This window comes from Aromatoleum evansii (assembly GCF_012910805.1).
Taxonomy (GTDB): Bacteria; Pseudomonadota; Gammaproteobacteria; order Burkholderiales; family Rhodocyclaceae; genus Aromatoleum; species Aromatoleum evansii.
Genome location: NZ_WTVK01000007.1, coordinates 1 through 16,473, shown reverse-complemented (window position 1 = coordinate 16,473; position 16,473 = coordinate 1). Strand labels below are relative to the sequence as shown.

Sequence of the window (16,473 nt, the reverse complement as noted above, 5' to 3'; positions counted from 1 at the left end):
GGAGGCTATGTACGATCCGGCAAGTCATGACGATGTAGAGAGTCAGGAACCGGATCTGCCCCTCGAGGTGGAGGTTTTTGTCGAGCGTGCCGCGCCGGCGTTCGAGAACGAGTTCCTCAGCGACGTCACCCAGATCTACCTCAACGAGATCGGCGCGAATCCGCTGCTGACCGCGGAAGAGGAGGCAGCGTTGGCGCGGCGGGTGAGGGTGGGCGATTTCCAGGCCCGCCAGACGATGATAGAGCGCAACCTGCGCTTGGTCGTCAATATCGCCAAGCATTACCTCAATCGCGGCATTCCGCTGCTCGACCTGGTCGAGGAGGGCAACCTCGGCCTGATGCACGCGCTGGAGAAGTTCGATCCCGAGCGCGGGTTCCGTTTCTCGACCTACGCGACGTGGTGGATACGCCAGAACATCGAGCGCGCGATCATGAACCAGTCGCGCACGATCCGCCTGCCGGTCCACGTGGTGAAGGAACTCAACCAGGTCCTGCGCGCCCAGCGCAGCCTGGAGGCGGCCGGCAACGGCGAGTTCACGCTGGAGCAGGTCGCGACGATGCTGGACAAGTCGGTCGACGAAGTGCGGGCGATCCTGTCCCTTAGCGAGCACACGGCCTCGCTGGATGCGCCGCTGGATATCGATCCGACGCTTTCGATCGGCGAGTCGCTGGCCGATGATCAGGCCGCGTCGCCCGACCTGTCGATTCAGGATGCCGAGGTCGAGGCGCTGATCCGCGAATGGATCGGCATGCTCAACGAGAAGCAGCGCCTGGTCATCCGTCACCGCTACGGGCTGGACGAGTGCGAGGTGATGACGCTGGAGGAACTCGCCGCACGTCTGTCATTGACGCGCGAACGGGTGCGCCAGATCCAGCTCGAGGCGCTGAGCCAGTTGCGGCGCACGGTCAAGCGGCGCGGCATCTCGCGCGACGAGCTGCTCTGACTTGCCCTGGCACCTGCTCCCGTAGCCGGTGCGTTTCTCCTACCGCTCCGTGGTCGTGCTTGCGTACTGGTCGCGCAGGGCGCGTGCGAGTTCGTACACGGCCATCGCGTAGAAGCTGCTTTTGTTGTAGCGGGTGATCACGTAGAAGTTGCGGTAGCCGAGCCAGTATTCGGTGGGGGCGCCCGGAGTGGCGAGGTCGACGAGCGTTGCCGGTGCTGCCGGAGGGTTGGCGCTGGCGGCGACGATTCCGGCGGCGGCGAGCGCCTCGGGCGCGAGTGAGGGTTCGATGCCGGCATCGACGAGCGCCTGCGCGTTCGCTTCGGCAGGAACGAGGGCGGGGATGGCGACGGTTTCGCCGCGCACCCAGCCGTGGCGCGCGAGGTAGTTCGCGACGCTGCCTATCGCGTCGATGGGCTCGTTGTCGAAATCGATCTGGCCGTTGCCGTCGAAGTCCACGGCATAGTTGCGGATGCTGCTGGGCAGGAATTGGGGGTAGCCGAGCGCGCCGGCGTAGGAGCCGTAGTAAGAGAGCGGGTCGCGGACCTGTTCGCGGGCGAGCAGGAACAATTGCTCCAGCTCCCCGCGGAAGAGCGCCGCGCGCGGCGGGTAGTCGAAGGCCAGGGTGGCGAGGGCCGAGACCGTCTCGAAGTTGCCAGTGTTCCGCCCGTAAAAGGTTTCCACGCCGATGATGGCGACGATGATTTCGGGCGGCACGCCGAACTGATCGGCGGCCTTCTGCAGCGCGCCGGCGTGCGCCTGCCAGAAGGCGATGCCGCCTTCGATGCGCTTGCCGTCGAGGAAGCGTGCGCGGTAACGCTGCCACGAGCGCGTGCCGGGTGTTGTCGGCGGGCGGATGAGGTCGATGACGCGGGACTCGTGGCGGGCCTGTCCGAGCGCTGCGAGTACCGCACTGCGCTCGAAGCCGTGTTTTTCCTGCATCGAATCCGCGAAGCGCAGGGCTTCGGGGTGTTCGGCATAGGTGCCGCTGGCGAGTCCCGGCAGCGAGATCAGCCCGAGGCTCAGTGTTGCGGCGGCAAGGGTTCGTTTCATTTCAGCTTCAGTCTCCGGATGGATCGGGCGAGCAGCCGCACGCTGCGCGGGTCGGCCGGTTGTGCGCCGTAGCGCAGGCTGGCGTAGCGTTCGCTGATCGCGCGCAGGGGGGCGGCGCGCCCGGGAAAGGTCATTGCCAGCCGTTTGCCGTAATCGAGCGGCCCTTCCCACGGGTGCCTGCCCGCGCCGTGGCGGGCGAGCTTGCGGGAAAAGCGTGCCCAGGCGGCGTCGAGCGGGTCGCGACGCCTGCGCTGCGCAAAGGCCCAGGCCATGAGCAGCAGCATCAAGGTCGTCGCCGAGACGCCGAGGAGCATGGCCAGCATGCGCCAGTCGGGCTGGCGGAATCCGATCCGTTCGAGCAGGTCGCGTTGCCGGTCCGAATTGTATCCAAGAACCCATTGGTTCCATGTATTCGACAGGGCTTCCCAACGGTGCCGCATGTCGCGCAGCCAGTCGAGGCCGGGGCGCCGGAGCAGCGGCAGTGCGTCCCATTCCTGCAGTGCGGCGCTCAGGCCGGACTCGATGCGGGCCGGAGCCGACAGCGCGGTGGGGTCGACGCGAACCCAGCCGCGTCCGGCGAGCCACACTTCCGCCCAGGCATGCGCGTCCGACTGTCGCACGACAAGGCTGCCGTCCACGGGGTTGATCTCTCCGCCCTGATAGCCGGTGACGACGCGGGCCGGCAAGCCGGCTGCGCGCATCAGGAACACGAAGGCCGAAGCGAAATGTTCGCAGAAGCCCTGCCTGGTGTCGAAGAGGAACTCGTCGACCGCGTGGGTGCCGAGAAGGGGAGGGTTGAGGGTATATGTGAGGCCCATGCCGCGCATGCGTTCGAGGGTGCCGGCGAGGATCGCGGCCGGGTTGGCGCTCTTTGCCGCAATCTCGAGTGCAAGCGCCCTGCCTCGCGGGTTGACGTCGGCGGGCAGCCTTCGTGCTTCGGCGAGCACGAAGGCGCTCTCGTCCTTGCCTACGGTTGTCGCCGGATACGACCGTAGTTCGACGCGCGTGCGCGTGCGCAGCGGTTGTTCGGCGAGCAGGCGGTAGTCGCCGGCGTAGCGTGCCTTGGGGACGTTTGCGGCCGGAAAGTCGAGCGCGAGGAGCCAGGGCTGGTTGTGCGGTTCGAGCGTGAGGCGGTATTCGTAGGCGCGGCCCGAAGGTGCGTAGCCGGGCGCCGCGGCGATCGTGCTGAATCCCGGCCGCCAGGTTCGCCCGTCGTAGCGGGAGAGCACCGGACCGCGCCAATAGCGCTGGGGCGGTGGGGGGGGAGGGCCGTTGAACTCGGCGCGGAAGGCGATGGCGTCCGACAGGCCGAGCTGGCTGATCGAGCCCGGGGTCATGGTGTCGGAGAGGCCGGTCATGCCGCTGTAGGCGTCCGAGGGCAGGCCCCACAGCGGTCCCTGCACGCGCGGGAACAGCACGAACAGGACAAGCATGAAGGGCAGCCCCTGGGCGAGGAGTAGCGTGCTGGTCCGCAGTTGCGCGGCGGGCCGCGCGGCGGCGTCCTCGAGGCTGAGGAGGGTGGTGGTGGTGAGCAGCGCGCCGGCAAGCGCGAGCGCGGCAATGCCCGGCGTCTGGTTGTAGAAAAACAGGCCGAGTTGCAGGAAGTAGGCGAGCAGGACGGCTGCACGCAGATCGCGCGTGGTGTGCGATTCGAGGAGTTTCAGGCACAGCAGCACGGCAAGCAGTGCAACGCCGGGATCCTTGCCGAAGAAATGGCCGAATTCGAGCCGCACGCCGATCCCCGCCGCAATCGCAACCAGCAGGATCAGCAACTGTCGGGGGGGCTTTCCGCGCCGCCACAGCAGTGCGGCGCGGATGGCAATGAGGCTGGTGCAGAGGGCGATCAGCCAGTAGGGGAGTTCGACCGCGTGGGGCGCAAGGGTCGCCGTTACGGCGGCGAGCAGCCAGCCGAGTTGGGCGGACGTGGGCGCTCGCATTTCAGGCATTGGCCGCGCCGTCCGTTCCGAAGAGGGCGAGATGGCGCAGGCAGTTCGCAATGTGTTCGGATCCTTGTCCAGGGGCGATGCTGGCCGCGGGCAGCGTCAGGGAGAAGGCGAGCCCCCTCTGCTCCGCGGCCACGATCCATGCCGTCATGCGCGAGAGGCGCGCTTCGGCGCCAAGGTCCGCGGGGAGATCGTTCCAGTCGAGATGGATCTTCCCCCCATCCATGCCGGTGAATTGCTTGGTGAGCATGGGGCCGCCGCGGGCGAGCGTCTTCCATGCCACTTGCCGCGGGGAGTCTGCGGGCTGGTGGCGGCGAAGGCCGGCAAAGTCGTCGTCGCCGGCCGACCCGGCCCGCCGCCCCGGTGTGCTCGACGGGCCTTCCGGCAGCGGCGGCGGGTTCGGTTCAGGAGTCGGGTAGACGAGGCAGCGCTGATCGGGCACCAGCACGCTCCAGGCCCGGATCAGGCCGAGGGGGTAGGTCGTTTCGATGCGGACGCGGCCGAGCGTCATCCAGCCGCGCGCCGTCGTCGCTACCGGTATGTTCACGTCGGCACGGTCTTCCGCGTCGATCTCGAACGGCACCTCCGCCCCGCGCGCTCCGAGGCGCAGCGATGGCCGTCGCGCATGCCGGCGATTGCCTACGATGATGTGGAAACCGGCGCGTTCGCCGGCAAAGACCGGCTCGGCGCGTCCCGGTGCGAAGGACAGGTGCAGCAGGTTGCGAAATGCATGCACGATGCTTGCGACCGCCACCCCGCCGAGAAGGAATACCAAGGCGTAGCCGAGGCTCAGGTTGTAGTTTATCGATGCGATCAGCATGACGAGGAGTGCAGCCGCGAAGGCCAGGCCTGCAGGTGTCGGCAGCACGTAGATGCGCCGCTGGCCGAGCACGATCGGGGCGGGTTCCGGCGGTCCGATGCGAAACAGCAGGCGATCGAGCGCGACGCGCACGCGGAGGAGATGGCGACGCCAATCGCCAAGGCGATGACGCGAAGCGTCGGGGCGCGCGGGCATCAGACGACGGCTACGTCGCGCACGAGCTGGGCGAGCACCTCGGGTGTCACGCTGCGCCCGTCGCCTGCGGTGTGCAGGCGATGGGCGGCGACGTGCGGGAAGACGGTCTGGACGTCCTCGGGGAGGACGTGGTCGCGCCCCGCGATGAGCGCCCACGCCCGCGCCGCGGCGATCAGGCCCAGGCCGGCGCGCGGGCTCAGGCCGGTGACGAGCTCGGGGCTGTGGCGGGTGCGGGTCAGCAGTGCCTGGACGTAATCGATGAGCCGTTCGGATACGGCGACGGCGTGCGCTGCCTGCTGCATCGCGAGGAGATCTTCGGGCTGGACCACGGCCTGCTGGCGTTCAAGCAGTTCGCGCCGGTCCTCGCCCATCAGCAGCGCCCGTTCCGCGCTGCGATCGGGGTAGCCCAGGCGGATCCTCAGCAGGAAGCGGTCGAGCTGGCTCTCGGGCAGCGGGAAGGTGCCGATCTGATGGGACGGGTTCTGCGTTGCGATGACGAAGAAGGGATCGGGGAGCGGATGCGTCTCGCTGTCTGCGGTGACCTGGCGTTCCTCCATGGCTTCGAGGAGGGCGCTCTGGGTCTTGGGTGTGGCGCGGTTGATCTCGTCGGCGAGGATGAGCTGGCTGAAGATCGGGCCGGGATGGAAACGGAAGCTGCCCGCTTCGCGATCGAAGATCGAAACCCCGACGATGTCGGCGGGGAGCAGGTCGCTCGTGAACTGGATGCGCTGGAAGTGCAGCCCGATGAGGCGTGCGATGACGTGTGCGAGCGTCGTCTTGCCCACCCCGGGGAGATCCTCTATCAGCAGGTGTCCGCGCGCGATGAGGCAGGCCAGCGCAAGCCGCAACTCGCGATCCTTGCCGAGGATGATGCAGTTGGCGGCTTCTAGAACGCGAATTGCGTAACGATGGGGCATGGCGCGGGCGCACTGTGAAATTCACCGGGAAGCGGTGATAATAGAGCAAAGACCGACAGGACGCGCCCTTCAAGGACGCGCCGATTTCAGGGCAGGGATGCGGGACGCTTCGCCCGCACGCGAGAGAGGGGGGGTATGACGACGACTGCGTTCATCACGCACCGCGATTGCTGGCTGCACGACATGGGAACCTTCCATCCGGAATGTCCGGATCGGCTGGCGGCCATCAATGATCGGCTGATTGCCGCCGGTCTCGACATGTACCTTTCGTTCTACGATGCCCCGCTGGCGACCGAGGAGCAGATCGTCCGGGTGCATCCGACGAATTATCTCGCGGAGCTCAATGCCAGCGTGCCCGACCACGGCATCCGCCACCTCGACCCCGATACCGCGATGAGTCCGGGAACGATGAAGGCTGCACTGCGTTCGGCCGGCGCCGGTGTGCTGGCGACGGATCTGGTGCTGAAGGGCGAAATCGAAAATGCGTTCTGCGCCGTGCGTCCGCCGGGCCATCACGCGGAGCGCGGCAAGGCGATGGGGTTCTGTTTCCTGAACAACGTGGCCATCGCGGCGCGTCATGCGCTCGAGGCGCACGGGTTGGAGCGCGTGGCGATCGTCGATTTCGACGTGCATCACGGCAACGGCACGGAAGACGCCTTCAGCGACGACCCGCGGGTGCTCATGGTGAGCATCTTCCAGCATCCTTTCTATCCGTACAGCGGTGCGGACTGCACGGCCCCGAACATGGTCAACGTGCCCGTGCCTGCAGGCACGCGCGGCGACGCCTTCCGCACCATCGTCACCGAGCGCTGGGTGCCGGCGCTGAGGGAGCACAAGCCGCAGATGGTCTTCATCTCGGCGGGCTTCGATGCGCATTACGAGGACGACATGGGTTCGGTCGGGCTGGTCGAATCGGACTACGTGTGGGTGACCCAGCAGATCAAGGCAGTGGCCGAGGAATGCGGGCACAAGAACATCGTGTCCATCCTCGAGGGCGGTTATTCGCTGTCATCGCTGGCGCGCTCGGTCGTCGCGCACGTCAAGGCGCTTGCCGACCTTTGAGCACCAGCTTGCGGGGCGCCCGTAGCGGATCCTGCGGGCGCGCGCGGGATCCTCGGGACCGTCCCGAGAGCAAGCCACTGGCCGTCCGGCTTCGATCAGGTAGAATCGGTTCTTTTAATTTTCGGCCGCTTCCATGATTACCGGATCGATTGTCGCCATCGTCACCCCGATGAACGAAGATGGCAGCCTGGACATTCCGCGCCTGCGCACCCTGATCGACTTCCACGTTGCCGAGGGAACCGACGGTATCGTCATCGTCGGAACGACCGGCGAGTCGCCCACGGTGAACGTCGAAGAACACTGCGAGCTGATCCGCGTCGCGGTCGAGCATGCCGCAGGACGCATCCCGGTCATCGCCGGGACCGGCGCGAACTCGACCGCCGAGGCCGTCGAGCTCGCCCGCTTCGCGCAGAAGGCCGGCGCCGTGGCGCACCTGTCGGTGGTGCCGTACTACAACAAGCCGACTCAGGAAGGCCTGTACCGCCACTACCGTTCGATCGCCGAGGCGGTCGAACTGCCCCTGATCCTGTACAACGTGCCGGGGCGCACCGTGGCGGACCTGTCCAACGACACCGCGCTGCGCCTGGCCCAGATTCCCAATATCGTCGGCATCAAGGATGCGACAGGCAGCATCGACCGTGCTTGCGACCTGATCGAGCGCGCGCCCAAGGACTTCGCCTTGTACACCGGTGACGACATGACCGGCATGGCTTTCATGCTGCTGGGCGGGCATGGGGCGATCTCGGTGACGGCCAACGTCGCCCCGCGCGCGATGCATGAGATGTGCGCCGCAGCGATCGCCGGCGACGCGATCAAGGCGCGCGAGATCAATGCGCGGCTGGTCGGCCTGCATCGCGACCTGTTCTGCGAGGCCAATCCGATCCCGGTGAAGTGGGCGGTCGAGCAGATGGACCTGATCGGCTCGGGCATCCGCCTGCCGCTCACGCCGCTGTCCGAGGGCTTGCACGAGCGGGTGCGTGCGGCGATGCGTCGTGCCGGCGTGAACGTCTGATTTTTCCTGGAATTACCGAAACTCATGAATCGTACCTTGCGTACTGCGGCTTCGCTGCTCGGCGCGGCCATCGCCCTGTCGGGTTGTTCCGGCTCCCTCGTCGAATCCAAGAAGATCGATTACAAGAGCGCACGGCAGCTGCCGTCGCTGGAAATCCCGCCTGACCTCACGGCGCCCACCCGCGACGATCGCTATGTGGTGCCGGACGTTTCGCCCAAGGGCGTGGCGACCTATTCGGCTTATGCGACCGATCGCGCGCAGCCCCAGCCGGCCGCGAGCGAGCAGCAGGTGCTGCCCAAGGTCGAGAGCATGCGCGTCGAGCGTGCGGGCACCCAGCGCTGGCTGGTGGTCCAGGGCTCGGCAGACGCCATGTGGCCCAAGGTCAAGGACTTCTGGCTTGAAACGGGCTTCATCCTCAACATCGAGCGTCCTGAAGTGGGCGTGATGGAGACGGACTGGGCCGAGGATCGCGCGAAGATCCCGCAGGACTTCATCCGCTCGGCGCTGGGCAAGGTGCTCGACGGCGTGTTCTCGACGCCGGTGCGCGACAAGTTCCGCACGCGGCTGGAGGCGGGCAAGGATCCCGGCACGGTCGAGATCTACATCAGCCATCGCGGCATGATGGAGATCTATCCCAACGAGGCCAAGGACACGACCGTGTGGCAGCCGCGCCCGGCCGATCCCGAGCTCGAAGCGGAGATGCTGCGTCGCCTGATGGTCCGGCTCGGCGCGGCGGAAGAGCGCGCGGCGGCAATCGTCGCGGCGGCGCCGTCGACGGAACGCGCGGCTCTCAAAGGGGCGAACGGCGGCAGCGTGACGCTGGCGATGGACGAGTCCTTCGACCGCGCTTGGCGTCGCGTGGGCCTGGCGCTGGATCGCATCGGCTTCACGGTCGAGGATCGTGACCGCTCGAAGGGGCTTTACTTCGTCCGTTACGTGGATCCGGATGCGGACGTGCAGACGAAGAAGTCCGAGGGCCTCCTGTCCAAGCTCGCTTTCTGGCGCAGCAACGAGCAGGTGGTGCAGAAGGGGGGCGAATATCGCCTGCGAGTCCGCGGCGAGGGCGAAAAGTCGGTGGTCAGCGTGATGACCCGCGAGGGGGGGGAGGATTCGTCCGACACCGCCCGCAAGATCCTCGGCCTGTTGCAGGAGCAGTTGCGCTGAGGGGGCGGGTGCGGCTTGCGGCGCCGACAGGCCCGCAGGCCGTGCCGCGATGCATGCGGCCAGGGTGCCGCAAAACTCGGTCGAGGCGGCAGCAAATGCCGCCAGACAACAAAAAAGCCGGCTCGAGAGCCGGCTTTTTTGCGTCGCTGCGAGAGCGAGATTACTTCTGTGCTTCGGCGGGAGCAGCGGCCGGAGCGGCAGCCGGAGCAGCTTCCTGAGCCGGGGCAGCGGGAGCAGCAGCCGGGGCGGCTTCTTGAGCCGGGGCAGCGGCCGGGGCGGCAGCCGGAGCAGCTTCCTGGGCGGGAGCAGCGGCCGGGGCAGCAGCGGGGGCTTCAGCCTTCGGAGCTTCGGCCGGCTTGCCGCAGGCGGCGACGGCGAGAGCGAGCAGGGAAGCAACGAGGAGCGACTGTTTCATGTTCGATGTCCTTTCTTATGGGGCTAGGTGGGTGATCAGTTCCGGTCGGGCGAGCCAAAAAAGATTCGCCGCCCGATGAACCTCAAGAAATTCTAGCATGTGATTCAAGTGTGCCAATAGCCTGTTGATGCAATGCAATAACGAAAAACGACAGGTCAAAGGGCAAGCGGCGTGCCGACTGCACTCGCCTCCCCATTCATCCAGAATGTTTCAAATTGCGTAGCGAGGAGCGCCAGCCCGCCAGCCCCGTCGGTGCCGATCTTTCCGCGTGGCAGATCCTGATGGAAACGGGTGACGACGTGGCGCTCGTCTGCGATCAGGAAGGGCTGGCTCCAGCTGCGCGCGCCCGGATCTACCGTGCGCACGCAGGTGCAGTGCGAATGGTGGGCGAGCAGGCGGGTCAGGCGCGGGCATTCCCGTTCGATCCAGCCGGTGGTGTGCAGGAGGATGCGCACGGCATCGCGGCGCGTGCTCTGCGCGCACAGGCGCTCGAGCAGCGCGATGCCTTGCGGGCTCTCCAGTCCGGTCTCGCGCAGGTCGGGGTCGAACATGATCAGCGTCTGTCGGGCGTTGCCGATGGCGGCGAAGAGGGCCGCGCGATAGTCGCCGTAGCTGTCGAAGGTCTGTTCAGTCTGTTCGCGTGGGGTATCCATGGTCCGGGCCTGCACGTCGTGCCGGGCGGGGGCGGAGGCGGATGCGAGCGCCCGTTTGCCGTCCGGTTCGGGGGAATTATAGGAGCCCGTGGCGGCAAGTACTTGGCGAGCAGGTAAAATCACGCTCTTTTGGGCGGACGCTTGATGCCTGTTGCTGTCATCGAATCTCTGGACCACGAAGGACGGGGCTTCACCCGCGTGGATGGCAAGGCGGTGTTCGTCGATGGCGCGTTGCCGGGCGAGAAGGTCGAGTACCGGGTGGTGCGCGAGCGGCCGAGCTACGATCTGGCCGAGCTGGAGCGCGTGCTCAAGCCCAGCGGGCAGCGGGTGGTGCCGCCTTGCCCGCATTACGGCACCTGCGGCGGCTGTTCGATGCAGCATTTCGATTCGGTGGCGCAGGCGGCGACCAAGCAGCGGGTGCTGGAAGACGCGCTGTGGCACATTGCCAAGGTCACGCCGGAAGTGGTCTATCCGGCAATCCACGGGCCGGCATGGGGCTATCGTTACCGTGCGCGCATTGGCGTGCGGATGGTGCCGTCGAAGGGCGGGGTGCTGATCGGTTTTCATGAGCGCCGCAGCAGTTACATCGCCGACATGCAGAGCTGCGCGGTGCTGCCCGCGCATGTGTCGGCATTGCTGCCGGCTTTGCACGAACTGGTTGCGGGACTTTCGATCCCTGACCGCTTGCCGCAGATCGAGATTGCGGTGAGCGAGGACGTCACGGTGCTGGTGTTCCGCAACCTGCTGCCGTTCACGCCGCAGGACGTGGCGCGCCTGGCGGCGTTTGCGGACGCGCATGGCGTTCAGGTGTGGCAGCAGCCGGGTACCAGCCCGGCGACGGCCAAGCCGCTGCACCCGAAGAAGGGGCCGGGACTCGCCTATACGCTGCCCGAGTTCGATGTGACGCTGGATTTCCTGCCGACCGACTTCACTCAGGTGAACGTCGATATCAATCGGCTGCTGATCCGGCGCTCGATGCAGCTGCTGGATCCTCGGCCGGGCGAGCGCATCGCCGACCTGTTCTGCGGGCTGGGGAACTTCAGCCTGCCGATCGCGCGCCGCGGGGCGCATGTGATCGGGGTCGAGGGCAGCGATGCACTGGTCGCGCGGGCGCTGAAGAATGCGCGGCGCAATGGTTTGGCCGAGCGTACCGAGTTCTATGCGGCGAACCTGTTCGAGGCGACCGAGGACAGCCTCGCCGCACTCGGCCGGCTGGACAAGTTGCTGATCGATCCGCCCCGCGAGGGGGCGATCGCGGTGGTGAAGGCGCTGAGCGCTCAGCAGCTGCCGCCACGCATCGTGTATGTGTCTTGCAACCCGGCGACGCTCGCGCGCGATGCGGCGGTGCTGGTGCGCGAAAAGGGTTACGTGCTGCGCGGCGCGGGGATCGCGAACATGTTCCCGCAGACCTCGCATGTCGAGTCGATCGCGCTGTTCGAGCGGGGATGACATGAGAAGGCGGGGTGATATACTCCGCCGCTTCCGGAGGTGTGGCAGAGTGGTCGATTGCACCGGTCTTGAAAACCGGCAACGGGCAACCGTTCGTGAGTTCGAATCTCACCGCCTCCGCCAGATCCTGCCCATGTTCCCCGCATCGTCCGGCGACGGGATCTTCCGCCTCGCATTTTCCGCATGTCGCGTGTCATTCTCCTGAACAAGCCGTATGGCGTGATCTGTCAGTTCACGGCGGAGCCGGGGCGGCCGACGCTCAAGGATTTCGTGCCCGTGCCCGGCGTGTATGCGGCCGGGCGGCTGGATACCGACAGCGAGGGCTTGCTGCTGCTGACCGATGACGGCGCATTGCAGCACCGCATCGCGGATCCGCGCCACAAACTGCCCAAGACCTACGTCGTGCAGGTGGAGGGGGAGGCGGATGACGAGGCGCTGGCGCGGCTGCGCGCGGGGCTGGATCTCGGGGATTTCGTGACACAGCCGTGCGCGGCGCGGCGCATCGCGGAGCCGGACTGGCTGTGGCCACGCGATCCGCCGGTGCGTTTTCGCAAGAGCGTGCCGACGTCGTGGCTGGAGATCGTGCTGCGCGAGGGGAAGAATCGGCAGGTGCGGCGGATGACCGCGAAGGCGGGTTTCCCGACGCTGCGCCTGATCCGGGTGGCGATCGGCGGATGGTCGCTTGCAGGGCTGGCGCCAGGGGCGTGGCGCGCCGAGGAGGTCGAGGGCGGGCGCGTCGGCAGCCAAGGACGGGCCCGGCGTTCTCATTAACCCGCGCAGCAATATTCCGTTCGGGCTGAGCCTGTCGAAGCCCCGCCACGGCCCTTCGACAGGCTCAGGGTGAACGGCTGTACTTGCTTGCCGGCTTGATAACGGCGCTGCGGCGCGCGCGGTAGAATCGCGCTTTCCCATTTTCTTCCCGGGTTTGCCTGCGATGAGTTTCTCGTCATTCTTCGGCCGCTGTGCGGCGATCATGGCCGCGTTCTGTGCCTGCCTGTCCGCTGCGCGTGCGGAACTGCCGCTGGTCGAACTGGGCGCGGGGATGCACCGCATCGAGGCGGAATTGGCGCATACGGACCAGGCGCGCCAGATCGGCCTGATGAACCGCAAGGCGATGCCGCAGCAGCGCGGCATGGTGTTCGTGTTCACGCAGGAGGCGCGCCATTGCATGTGGATGAAGAACACGTTGATCCCGCTGTCGGTGGCATTCATGGATCGTGAGGGGCGCATCCTGAACATCGCAGACATGAAGCCGCAGACCGAGGACAGCCATTGTGCCGCGGCGCCCGCGCGCTTCGCGCTGGAGATGAATGCGGGGTGGTTCGTGTCGCGCGGCATCGGCGCGGGCACGGTGATCCGCGGAGTCGAGCGCCTGCCTGCCGGACGCTGAGCGGACGGCGGCCGGTCGGCCACCGCAGTTTCCAAGACGCGATTTAGGGCTGTTTTCCCGCGCTTATCCGGCGGCGGGGCTTGCCGCCGGGCGGCGATAATTGCCGCACGTCGCCGAACGTCCGTGCTGAACGGAGCGCATCCGGCGTCCAGGCAAGGAGTCGGCCGTGGCCGAAGACAGCGATCTCGAGAAAACCGAACAGCCATCGCCACGACGGTTGGAGCAGGCCCGCGAGGAGGGGCAGGTTCCGCAGTCGCGCGAGCTGTCGACCTTCCTCGTGCTGATCACGGGTATCGGGGCGCTGTGGATGATGGGGGAGTGGATCTCGGGGCGCATCCTCGGGATGCTGCGCGCCGGTTTCGTCATCGAGCGGGAGCGCGCCTTCGACGCGAAGCTGATGCTGGAGAGCTTCGGCGATCTGTTCACCGATGCGCTGCTGACGATGATGCCGCTGTTCGGGATCCTGATGGTCGCGGCCATCGCGGCGCCGGTGCTGATGGGAGGCTTCGTGTTCGCTCCCAAGATGCTGGGGCTGAAGCTCGAACGCATGAATCCGATCCAGGGCATCGGCCGCATGTTCTCGATGCACGGGCTGGCGGAGCTGGTGAAGTCGCTGCTGAAGGCGGCGGTGGTGGGCCTGATGGGCGTCTTCGCGGTGTGGCGCGAGCATGAGCACATCTTCGGCCTGACGGGCGAGGCGGTGGAAGCGGCGGTGCCGGACTTTCTCCAGATGGTGTTGTTCGCGACGCTGCTGATCATCATGGGGCTGGCGATCCTGGCGCTGATCGACGTGCCTTTCCAGCTGTGGCAGTACAACAAGAAGCTGCGCATGACGAAGGAAGAGGTCAAGCGCGAGAGCAAGGAGCAGGATGGCGACCCGCAGGTGAAGGGGCGCATCCGCGCGATGCAGCGCGAGATGGCGCGTCGCCGCATGATGGCGCAGGTGCCGAAGGCGGACGTGGTGGTGACCAACCCGACGCACTTCTCGGTGGCGCTGAAATACGACGCGAACAAGATGCGTGCGCCCATCGTCGTCGCGAAAGGGCGCGGCGAGGTCGCGCTGAAGATCCGCGAGCTGGCGAAGGAACACAAGGTGCCGATGCTGGAGGCGCCGCCGCTGGCGCGCGCGCTGTACAAGCACTGCGAACTGGAGCAGGCGGTGCCTGGGGCACTGTACACGGCGGTGGCGGAGGTGATGGCCTACGTGTATCAGCTCAACCACTGGATGGCTCATGGCGGACTTCCGCCGGCGGCGCCCGGCAGGCTGCCGGTACCCGCCGACATGGACCCTGGCGCGCCCGACTGAGCGGGCGTGCGGAACGGACGATGCGATAGAGGCTGGCAATGAACGATGTGCTCAACCTGCGTGCGCTACTGACGCCGACGAACCTGCGGCTGCTCGGCGCCCCGATCTTCATCATCATGGTGTTGTCCATGATGGTGCTGCCGCTGCCGCCGTTCGCGTTGGACGTGTTCTTCACCTTCAACATTGCGGTGTCGGTGATGGTGATGCTGGTGGCGATGTATACGCGCCGGCCGCTGGAGTTTTCGGTGTTCCCGACGGTGCTGCTGGTGACGACCTTGCTGCGCCTGGCGCTCAACGTCGCGTCCACGCGCATCGTGCTGCTCGAAGGTCACAACGGCCCCGACGCGGCGGGCAAGGTGATCGAGGCCTTCGGCCACTTCCTCGTCGGCGGCAACACGGCAATCGGCCTCGTGGTGTTCGTGATCCTGGTGGTCATCAACTTCGTCGTCGTGACCAAGGGTGCCGGTCGGATTGCGGAGGTGAGTGCGCGCTTCACCCTCGACGCGATGCCTGGCAAGCAGATGGCGATCGACGCCGACCTCAATGCAGGGTTGGTCGATGAGGCAGAGGCGAAGCGTCGGCGCAAGGAGGTTGCGCAGGAGTCGGAGTTCTTCGGTGCGATGGACGGTGCGTCGAAGTTCGTGCGCGGGGATGCGGTTGCGGGCATTGTGATCCTGCTGATCAACATCGTCGGCGGGCTGCTCGTCGGCGTCGTGCAGCACGACATGCCGGCCGGTGTCGCGGTCGAAACCTACACGCTGTTGACGATCGGCGACGGCCTGGTCGCGCAGATCCCGGCCCTGATCATCTCGGTCGCGGCGGGTATGGTGGTGTCGCGCGTCGGCGACGACGCGGACGTGGGTGGCCTGGTGATCAACCAGGTGTTCTCGAATCCGCAGGTGCTGATGCTCACGGCCGCGATCATCGGGGTGCTGGGCCTGATCCCGGGGATGCCGAACCTGGTGTTCATCCTGATGGCCGGATCGCTCGGCTGGCTCGCGTGGCGGCGACTGGGCATCGTGCGCAGGGCCGCAGCGGAGGCGGCGCGGGTTGCACCGCCGGCCGCGGCAGCGGCGCCGGCCGCCGAGAGCCAGGAGGCGAGCTGGAACGACGTCGCGCCGGTGGACGTGCTGGGGCTGGAGGTCGGCTACCGGCTGATTCCGATGGTCGACAAGGGGCAGGACGGCGAGCTGCTGAAACGTATCCGCGGGCTGCGCAAAAAATTCGCCCAGGATGTCGGCTTCCTGTCGGCGCCGGTGCACATCCGCGACAACCTCGAGCTCAAGCCGAATGCGTACCGCATCGCGCTGAAGGGGGTCGAGATCGGTTCCGGGGAGGCCTATCCGGGGCAGTACCTCGCGATCAATCCGGGGCGCGTGACCGGGCCGCTCGCCGGGCGCGAGACGCGCGATCCGGCCTTCAACCTGCCGGCCTACTGGATCGACGCGAGTCAGCGCGAACAGGCACATGCGCTCGGCTATACCGTGGTCGATGCAAGCACGGTGGTGGCGACGCACCTCAATCACCTGATCCTGAATCATGCCGCGGAACTGCTCGGGCGGCAGGAGACGCAGGCGCTGCTCGACCACATCGGCAAGACGACGCCCAAGCTCGTCGAGGATCTCGTGCCGGCACTGCTGCCGGTGGCGACGGTACAGCGCGTGCTGCAAAACCTGCTCGAAGAGGGTGTCAATATCCGCGACATGCGCACGATCATCGAGACGCTCGCGGAGAATGCGCCGCGCACGCAGGATCCGCTCGAACTCACGTCGCGCGTGCGTCAGGCGCTCGGCCGTTCGATCCTGCAGAGCTTGTTCCCGGGCAATGCCGAAATCCAGGTGATGGCCCTCGATCCGGCGCTCGAACGCATCCTCATGCAGGCGATGTCGACGGGCGGCGGCGACGGCGGGGTCATCGAGCCGAGTCTTGCCGACGGCATGCTGCGCCACGCCGCCGAGGTGTCGCAGCGGCAGGAGGACATGGGGCTGCCGCCGGTGCTGCTGGTGCCGCCGCAACTGCGCTGGCTGCTGTCGCGCTTCCTGCGCCGCGCGGTGCCTTCGCTCAAGGTCATCGCAAATTCGGAAGTGCCCGAGACGCGCACGATCCGCGTCACGGCGATGGTGGGCGGGGCCTGTCTCTTATACAAATCTCCGA

15 protein-coding genes and 1 tRNA gene are annotated in these 16,473 nt (G+C 66.9%); 10 read left to right on the top strand and 6 right to left on the bottom strand.

All coding sequences use genetic code 11. The features are described 5' to 3' along the window. The first annotated feature begins 7 nt into the window (after nt 1–7). Entirely contained in the window at nt 8–943 is a 936-nt protein-coding gene (rpoS, locus tag GO615_RS04725; protein WP_169125894.1) for an RNA polymerase sigma factor RpoS, read from the top strand. A 39-nt stretch (nt 944–982) separates the two neighbouring features. Here the strand turns inward: rpoS and mltB are convergent, their stop codons facing one another. Genes mltB through GO615_RS04705 form a run of 4 tightly spaced genes read right to left on the bottom strand, consistent with a single transcriptional unit; the run spans nt 983 to nt 5,868 of the window. Continuing rightward, complete coding sequence (mltB, locus tag GO615_RS04720; RefSeq protein WP_169125893.1) at nt 983–1,993, bottom strand: lytic murein transglycosylase B; 1,011 nt, start codon at nt 1,991–1,993, stop codon at nt 983–985. Further along, a complete protein-coding gene (locus GO615_RS04715) occupies nt 1,990–3,939 on the bottom strand; it encodes a transglutaminase TgpA family protein (protein ID WP_169125892.1) in 1,950 nt (649 codons plus the stop codon). The genes mltB and GO615_RS04715 overlap by 4 nt, the downstream gene beginning before the upstream one ends. Further along, nucleotides 3,932–4,951 (bottom strand): DUF58 domain-containing protein, encoded by a 1,020-nt coding sequence (locus GO615_RS04710; RefSeq protein WP_169125891.1) that lies wholly within the window; start codon nt 4,949–4,951, stop codon nt 3,932–3,934. Before GO615_RS04710 ends, GO615_RS04715 begins: the two co-directional genes overlap by 8 nt. Further along, on the bottom strand, nt 4,951–5,868 hold the full coding sequence (locus tag GO615_RS04705; protein ID WP_169125890.1) for an AAA family ATPase: 918 nt from the start codon (nt 5,866–5,868) through the stop codon (nt 4,951–4,953). The genes GO615_RS04710 and GO615_RS04705 overlap by 1 nt, the downstream gene beginning before the upstream one ends. Before the next feature lie 135 nt (nt 5,869–6,003). Between GO615_RS04705 and GO615_RS04700 the strand changes: the two genes are divergently transcribed. The 3 genes from GO615_RS04700 (at nt 6,004) to bamC (ending at nt 9,106) form a co-directional block, all read left to right on the top strand. Continuing rightward, complete coding sequence (locus GO615_RS04700; RefSeq protein WP_169125889.1) at nt 6,004–6,930, top strand: histone deacetylase family protein; 927 nt, start codon at nt 6,004–6,006, stop codon at nt 6,928–6,930. 133 nt (nt 6,931–7,063) lie between these two features. Beyond that, nucleotides 7,064–7,942 (top strand): 4-hydroxy-tetrahydrodipicolinate synthase, encoded by an 879-nt coding sequence (gene dapA / locus GO615_RS04695; RefSeq protein ID WP_169125888.1) that lies wholly within the window; start codon nt 7,064–7,066, stop codon nt 7,940–7,942. Nucleotides 7,943–7,966: 24 nt separating this feature from the next. After that, nucleotides 7,967–9,106: an NlpB/DapX family lipoprotein gene (gene bamC, locus GO615_RS04690; protein ID WP_169125887.1), complete on the top strand. Its 1,140-nt coding sequence runs from the start codon at nt 7,967–7,969 to the stop codon at nt 9,104–9,106. Nucleotides 9,107–9,266: 160 nt separating this feature from the next. Here bamC and GO615_RS04685 read toward each other — a convergent pair whose 3' ends face one another. Both GO615_RS04685 and GO615_RS04680 read right to left on the bottom strand, forming a co-directional pair. After that, on the bottom strand, nt 9,267–9,521 hold the full coding sequence (locus GO615_RS04685; RefSeq protein ID WP_169125886.1) for a hypothetical protein: 255 nt from the start codon (nt 9,519–9,521) through the stop codon (nt 9,267–9,269). 155 nt (nt 9,522–9,676) lie between these two features. Then, nucleotides 9,677–10,174, bottom strand: coding sequence for a DUF7931 domain-containing protein (locus tag GO615_RS04680; RefSeq protein ID WP_169125885.1), 498 nt, complete (start codon nt 10,172–10,174; stop codon nt 9,677–9,679). A 144-nt stretch (nt 10,175–10,318) separates the two neighbouring features. On the opposite strand from GO615_RS04680, the gene rlmD reads away from it, so the two are divergent. From rlmD to flhA, 6 genes are all read left to right on the top strand, one after another. Continuing rightward, nucleotides 10,319–11,623 (top strand): 23S rRNA (uracil(1939)-C(5))-methyltransferase RlmD, encoded by a 1,305-nt coding sequence (gene rlmD / locus GO615_RS04675; protein WP_169125884.1) that lies wholly within the window; start codon nt 10,319–10,321, stop codon nt 11,621–11,623. A gap of 35 nt (nt 11,624–11,658) precedes the next feature. Next, a tRNA-Ser gene (locus tag GO615_RS04670) sits at nt 11,659–11,746 on the top strand. Between the two features lie 60 nt (nt 11,747–11,806). Then, nucleotides 11,807–12,394 (top strand): rRNA large subunit pseudouridine synthase E, encoded by a 588-nt coding sequence (locus GO615_RS04665; protein ID WP_169125883.1) that lies wholly within the window; start codon nt 11,807–11,809, stop codon nt 12,392–12,394. A 202-nt stretch (nt 12,395–12,596) separates the two neighbouring features. Continuing rightward, nucleotides 12,597–13,013 carry a DUF192 domain-containing protein gene (locus tag GO615_RS04660; protein ID WP_246262152.1) on the top strand — a complete coding sequence of 139 codons (417 nt, stop codon included), beginning with the start codon at nt 12,597–12,599 and terminating at the stop codon, nt 13,011–13,013. Between the two features lie 166 nt (nt 13,014–13,179). Further along, entirely contained in the window at nt 13,180–14,319 is a 1,140-nt protein-coding gene (gene flhB / locus GO615_RS04655; protein ID WP_169125882.1) for a flagellar biosynthesis protein FlhB, read from the top strand. A 38-nt stretch (nt 14,320–14,357) separates the two neighbouring features. Beyond that, a partial coding sequence (flhA, locus tag GO615_RS04650) for a flagellar biosynthesis protein FlhA (RefSeq protein WP_169125881.1) occupies nt 14,358–16,473 on the top strand: 2,116 nt, incomplete at its 3' end.

Excerpts from the sequence above, each read along its gene's own strand:
- rpoS (WP_169125894.1), top strand. The coding sequence starts at position 8 with ATGTACGATCCGGCAAGTCATGACGATGTAGAGAGTCAGGAACCGGAT.
- mltB (WP_169125893.1), bottom strand. The coding sequence starts at position 1,993 with ATGAAACGAACCCTTGCCGCCGCAACACTGAGCCTCGGGCTGATCTCG.
- GO615_RS04715 (WP_169125892.1), bottom strand. The coding sequence starts at position 3,939 with ATGCCTGAAATGCGAGCGCCCACGTCCGCCCAACTCGGCTGGCTGCTC.
- GO615_RS04710 (WP_169125891.1), bottom strand. The coding sequence starts at position 4,951 with ATGCCCGCGCGCCCCGACGCTTCGCGTCATCGCCTTGGCGATTGGCGT.
- GO615_RS04705 (WP_169125890.1), bottom strand. The coding sequence starts at position 5,868 with ATGCCCCATCGTTACGCAATTCGCGTTCTAGAAGCCGCCAACTGCATC.
- GO615_RS04700 (WP_169125889.1), top strand. The coding sequence starts at position 6,004 with ATGACGACGACTGCGTTCATCACGCACCGCGATTGCTGGCTGCACGAC.
- dapA (WP_169125888.1), top strand. The coding sequence starts at position 7,064 with ATGATTACCGGATCGATTGTCGCCATCGTCACCCCGATGAACGAAGAT.
- bamC (WP_169125887.1), top strand. The coding sequence starts at position 7,967 with ATGAATCGTACCTTGCGTACTGCGGCTTCGCTGCTCGGCGCGGCCATC.
- GO615_RS04685 (WP_169125886.1), bottom strand. The coding sequence starts at position 9,521 with ATGAAACAGTCGCTCCTCGTTGCTTCCCTGCTCGCTCTCGCCGTCGCC.
- GO615_RS04680 (WP_169125885.1), bottom strand. The coding sequence starts at position 10,174 with ATGGATACCCCACGCGAACAGACTGAACAGACCTTCGACAGCTACGGC.
- rlmD (WP_169125884.1), top strand. The coding sequence starts at position 10,319 with ATGCCTGTTGCTGTCATCGAATCTCTGGACCACGAAGGACGGGGCTTC.
- GO615_RS04665 (WP_169125883.1), top strand. The coding sequence starts at position 11,807 with ATGTCGCGTGTCATTCTCCTGAACAAGCCGTATGGCGTGATCTGTCAG.
- GO615_RS04660 (WP_246262152.1), top strand. The coding sequence starts at position 12,597 with ATGGCCGCGTTCTGTGCCTGCCTGTCCGCTGCGCGTGCGGAACTGCCG.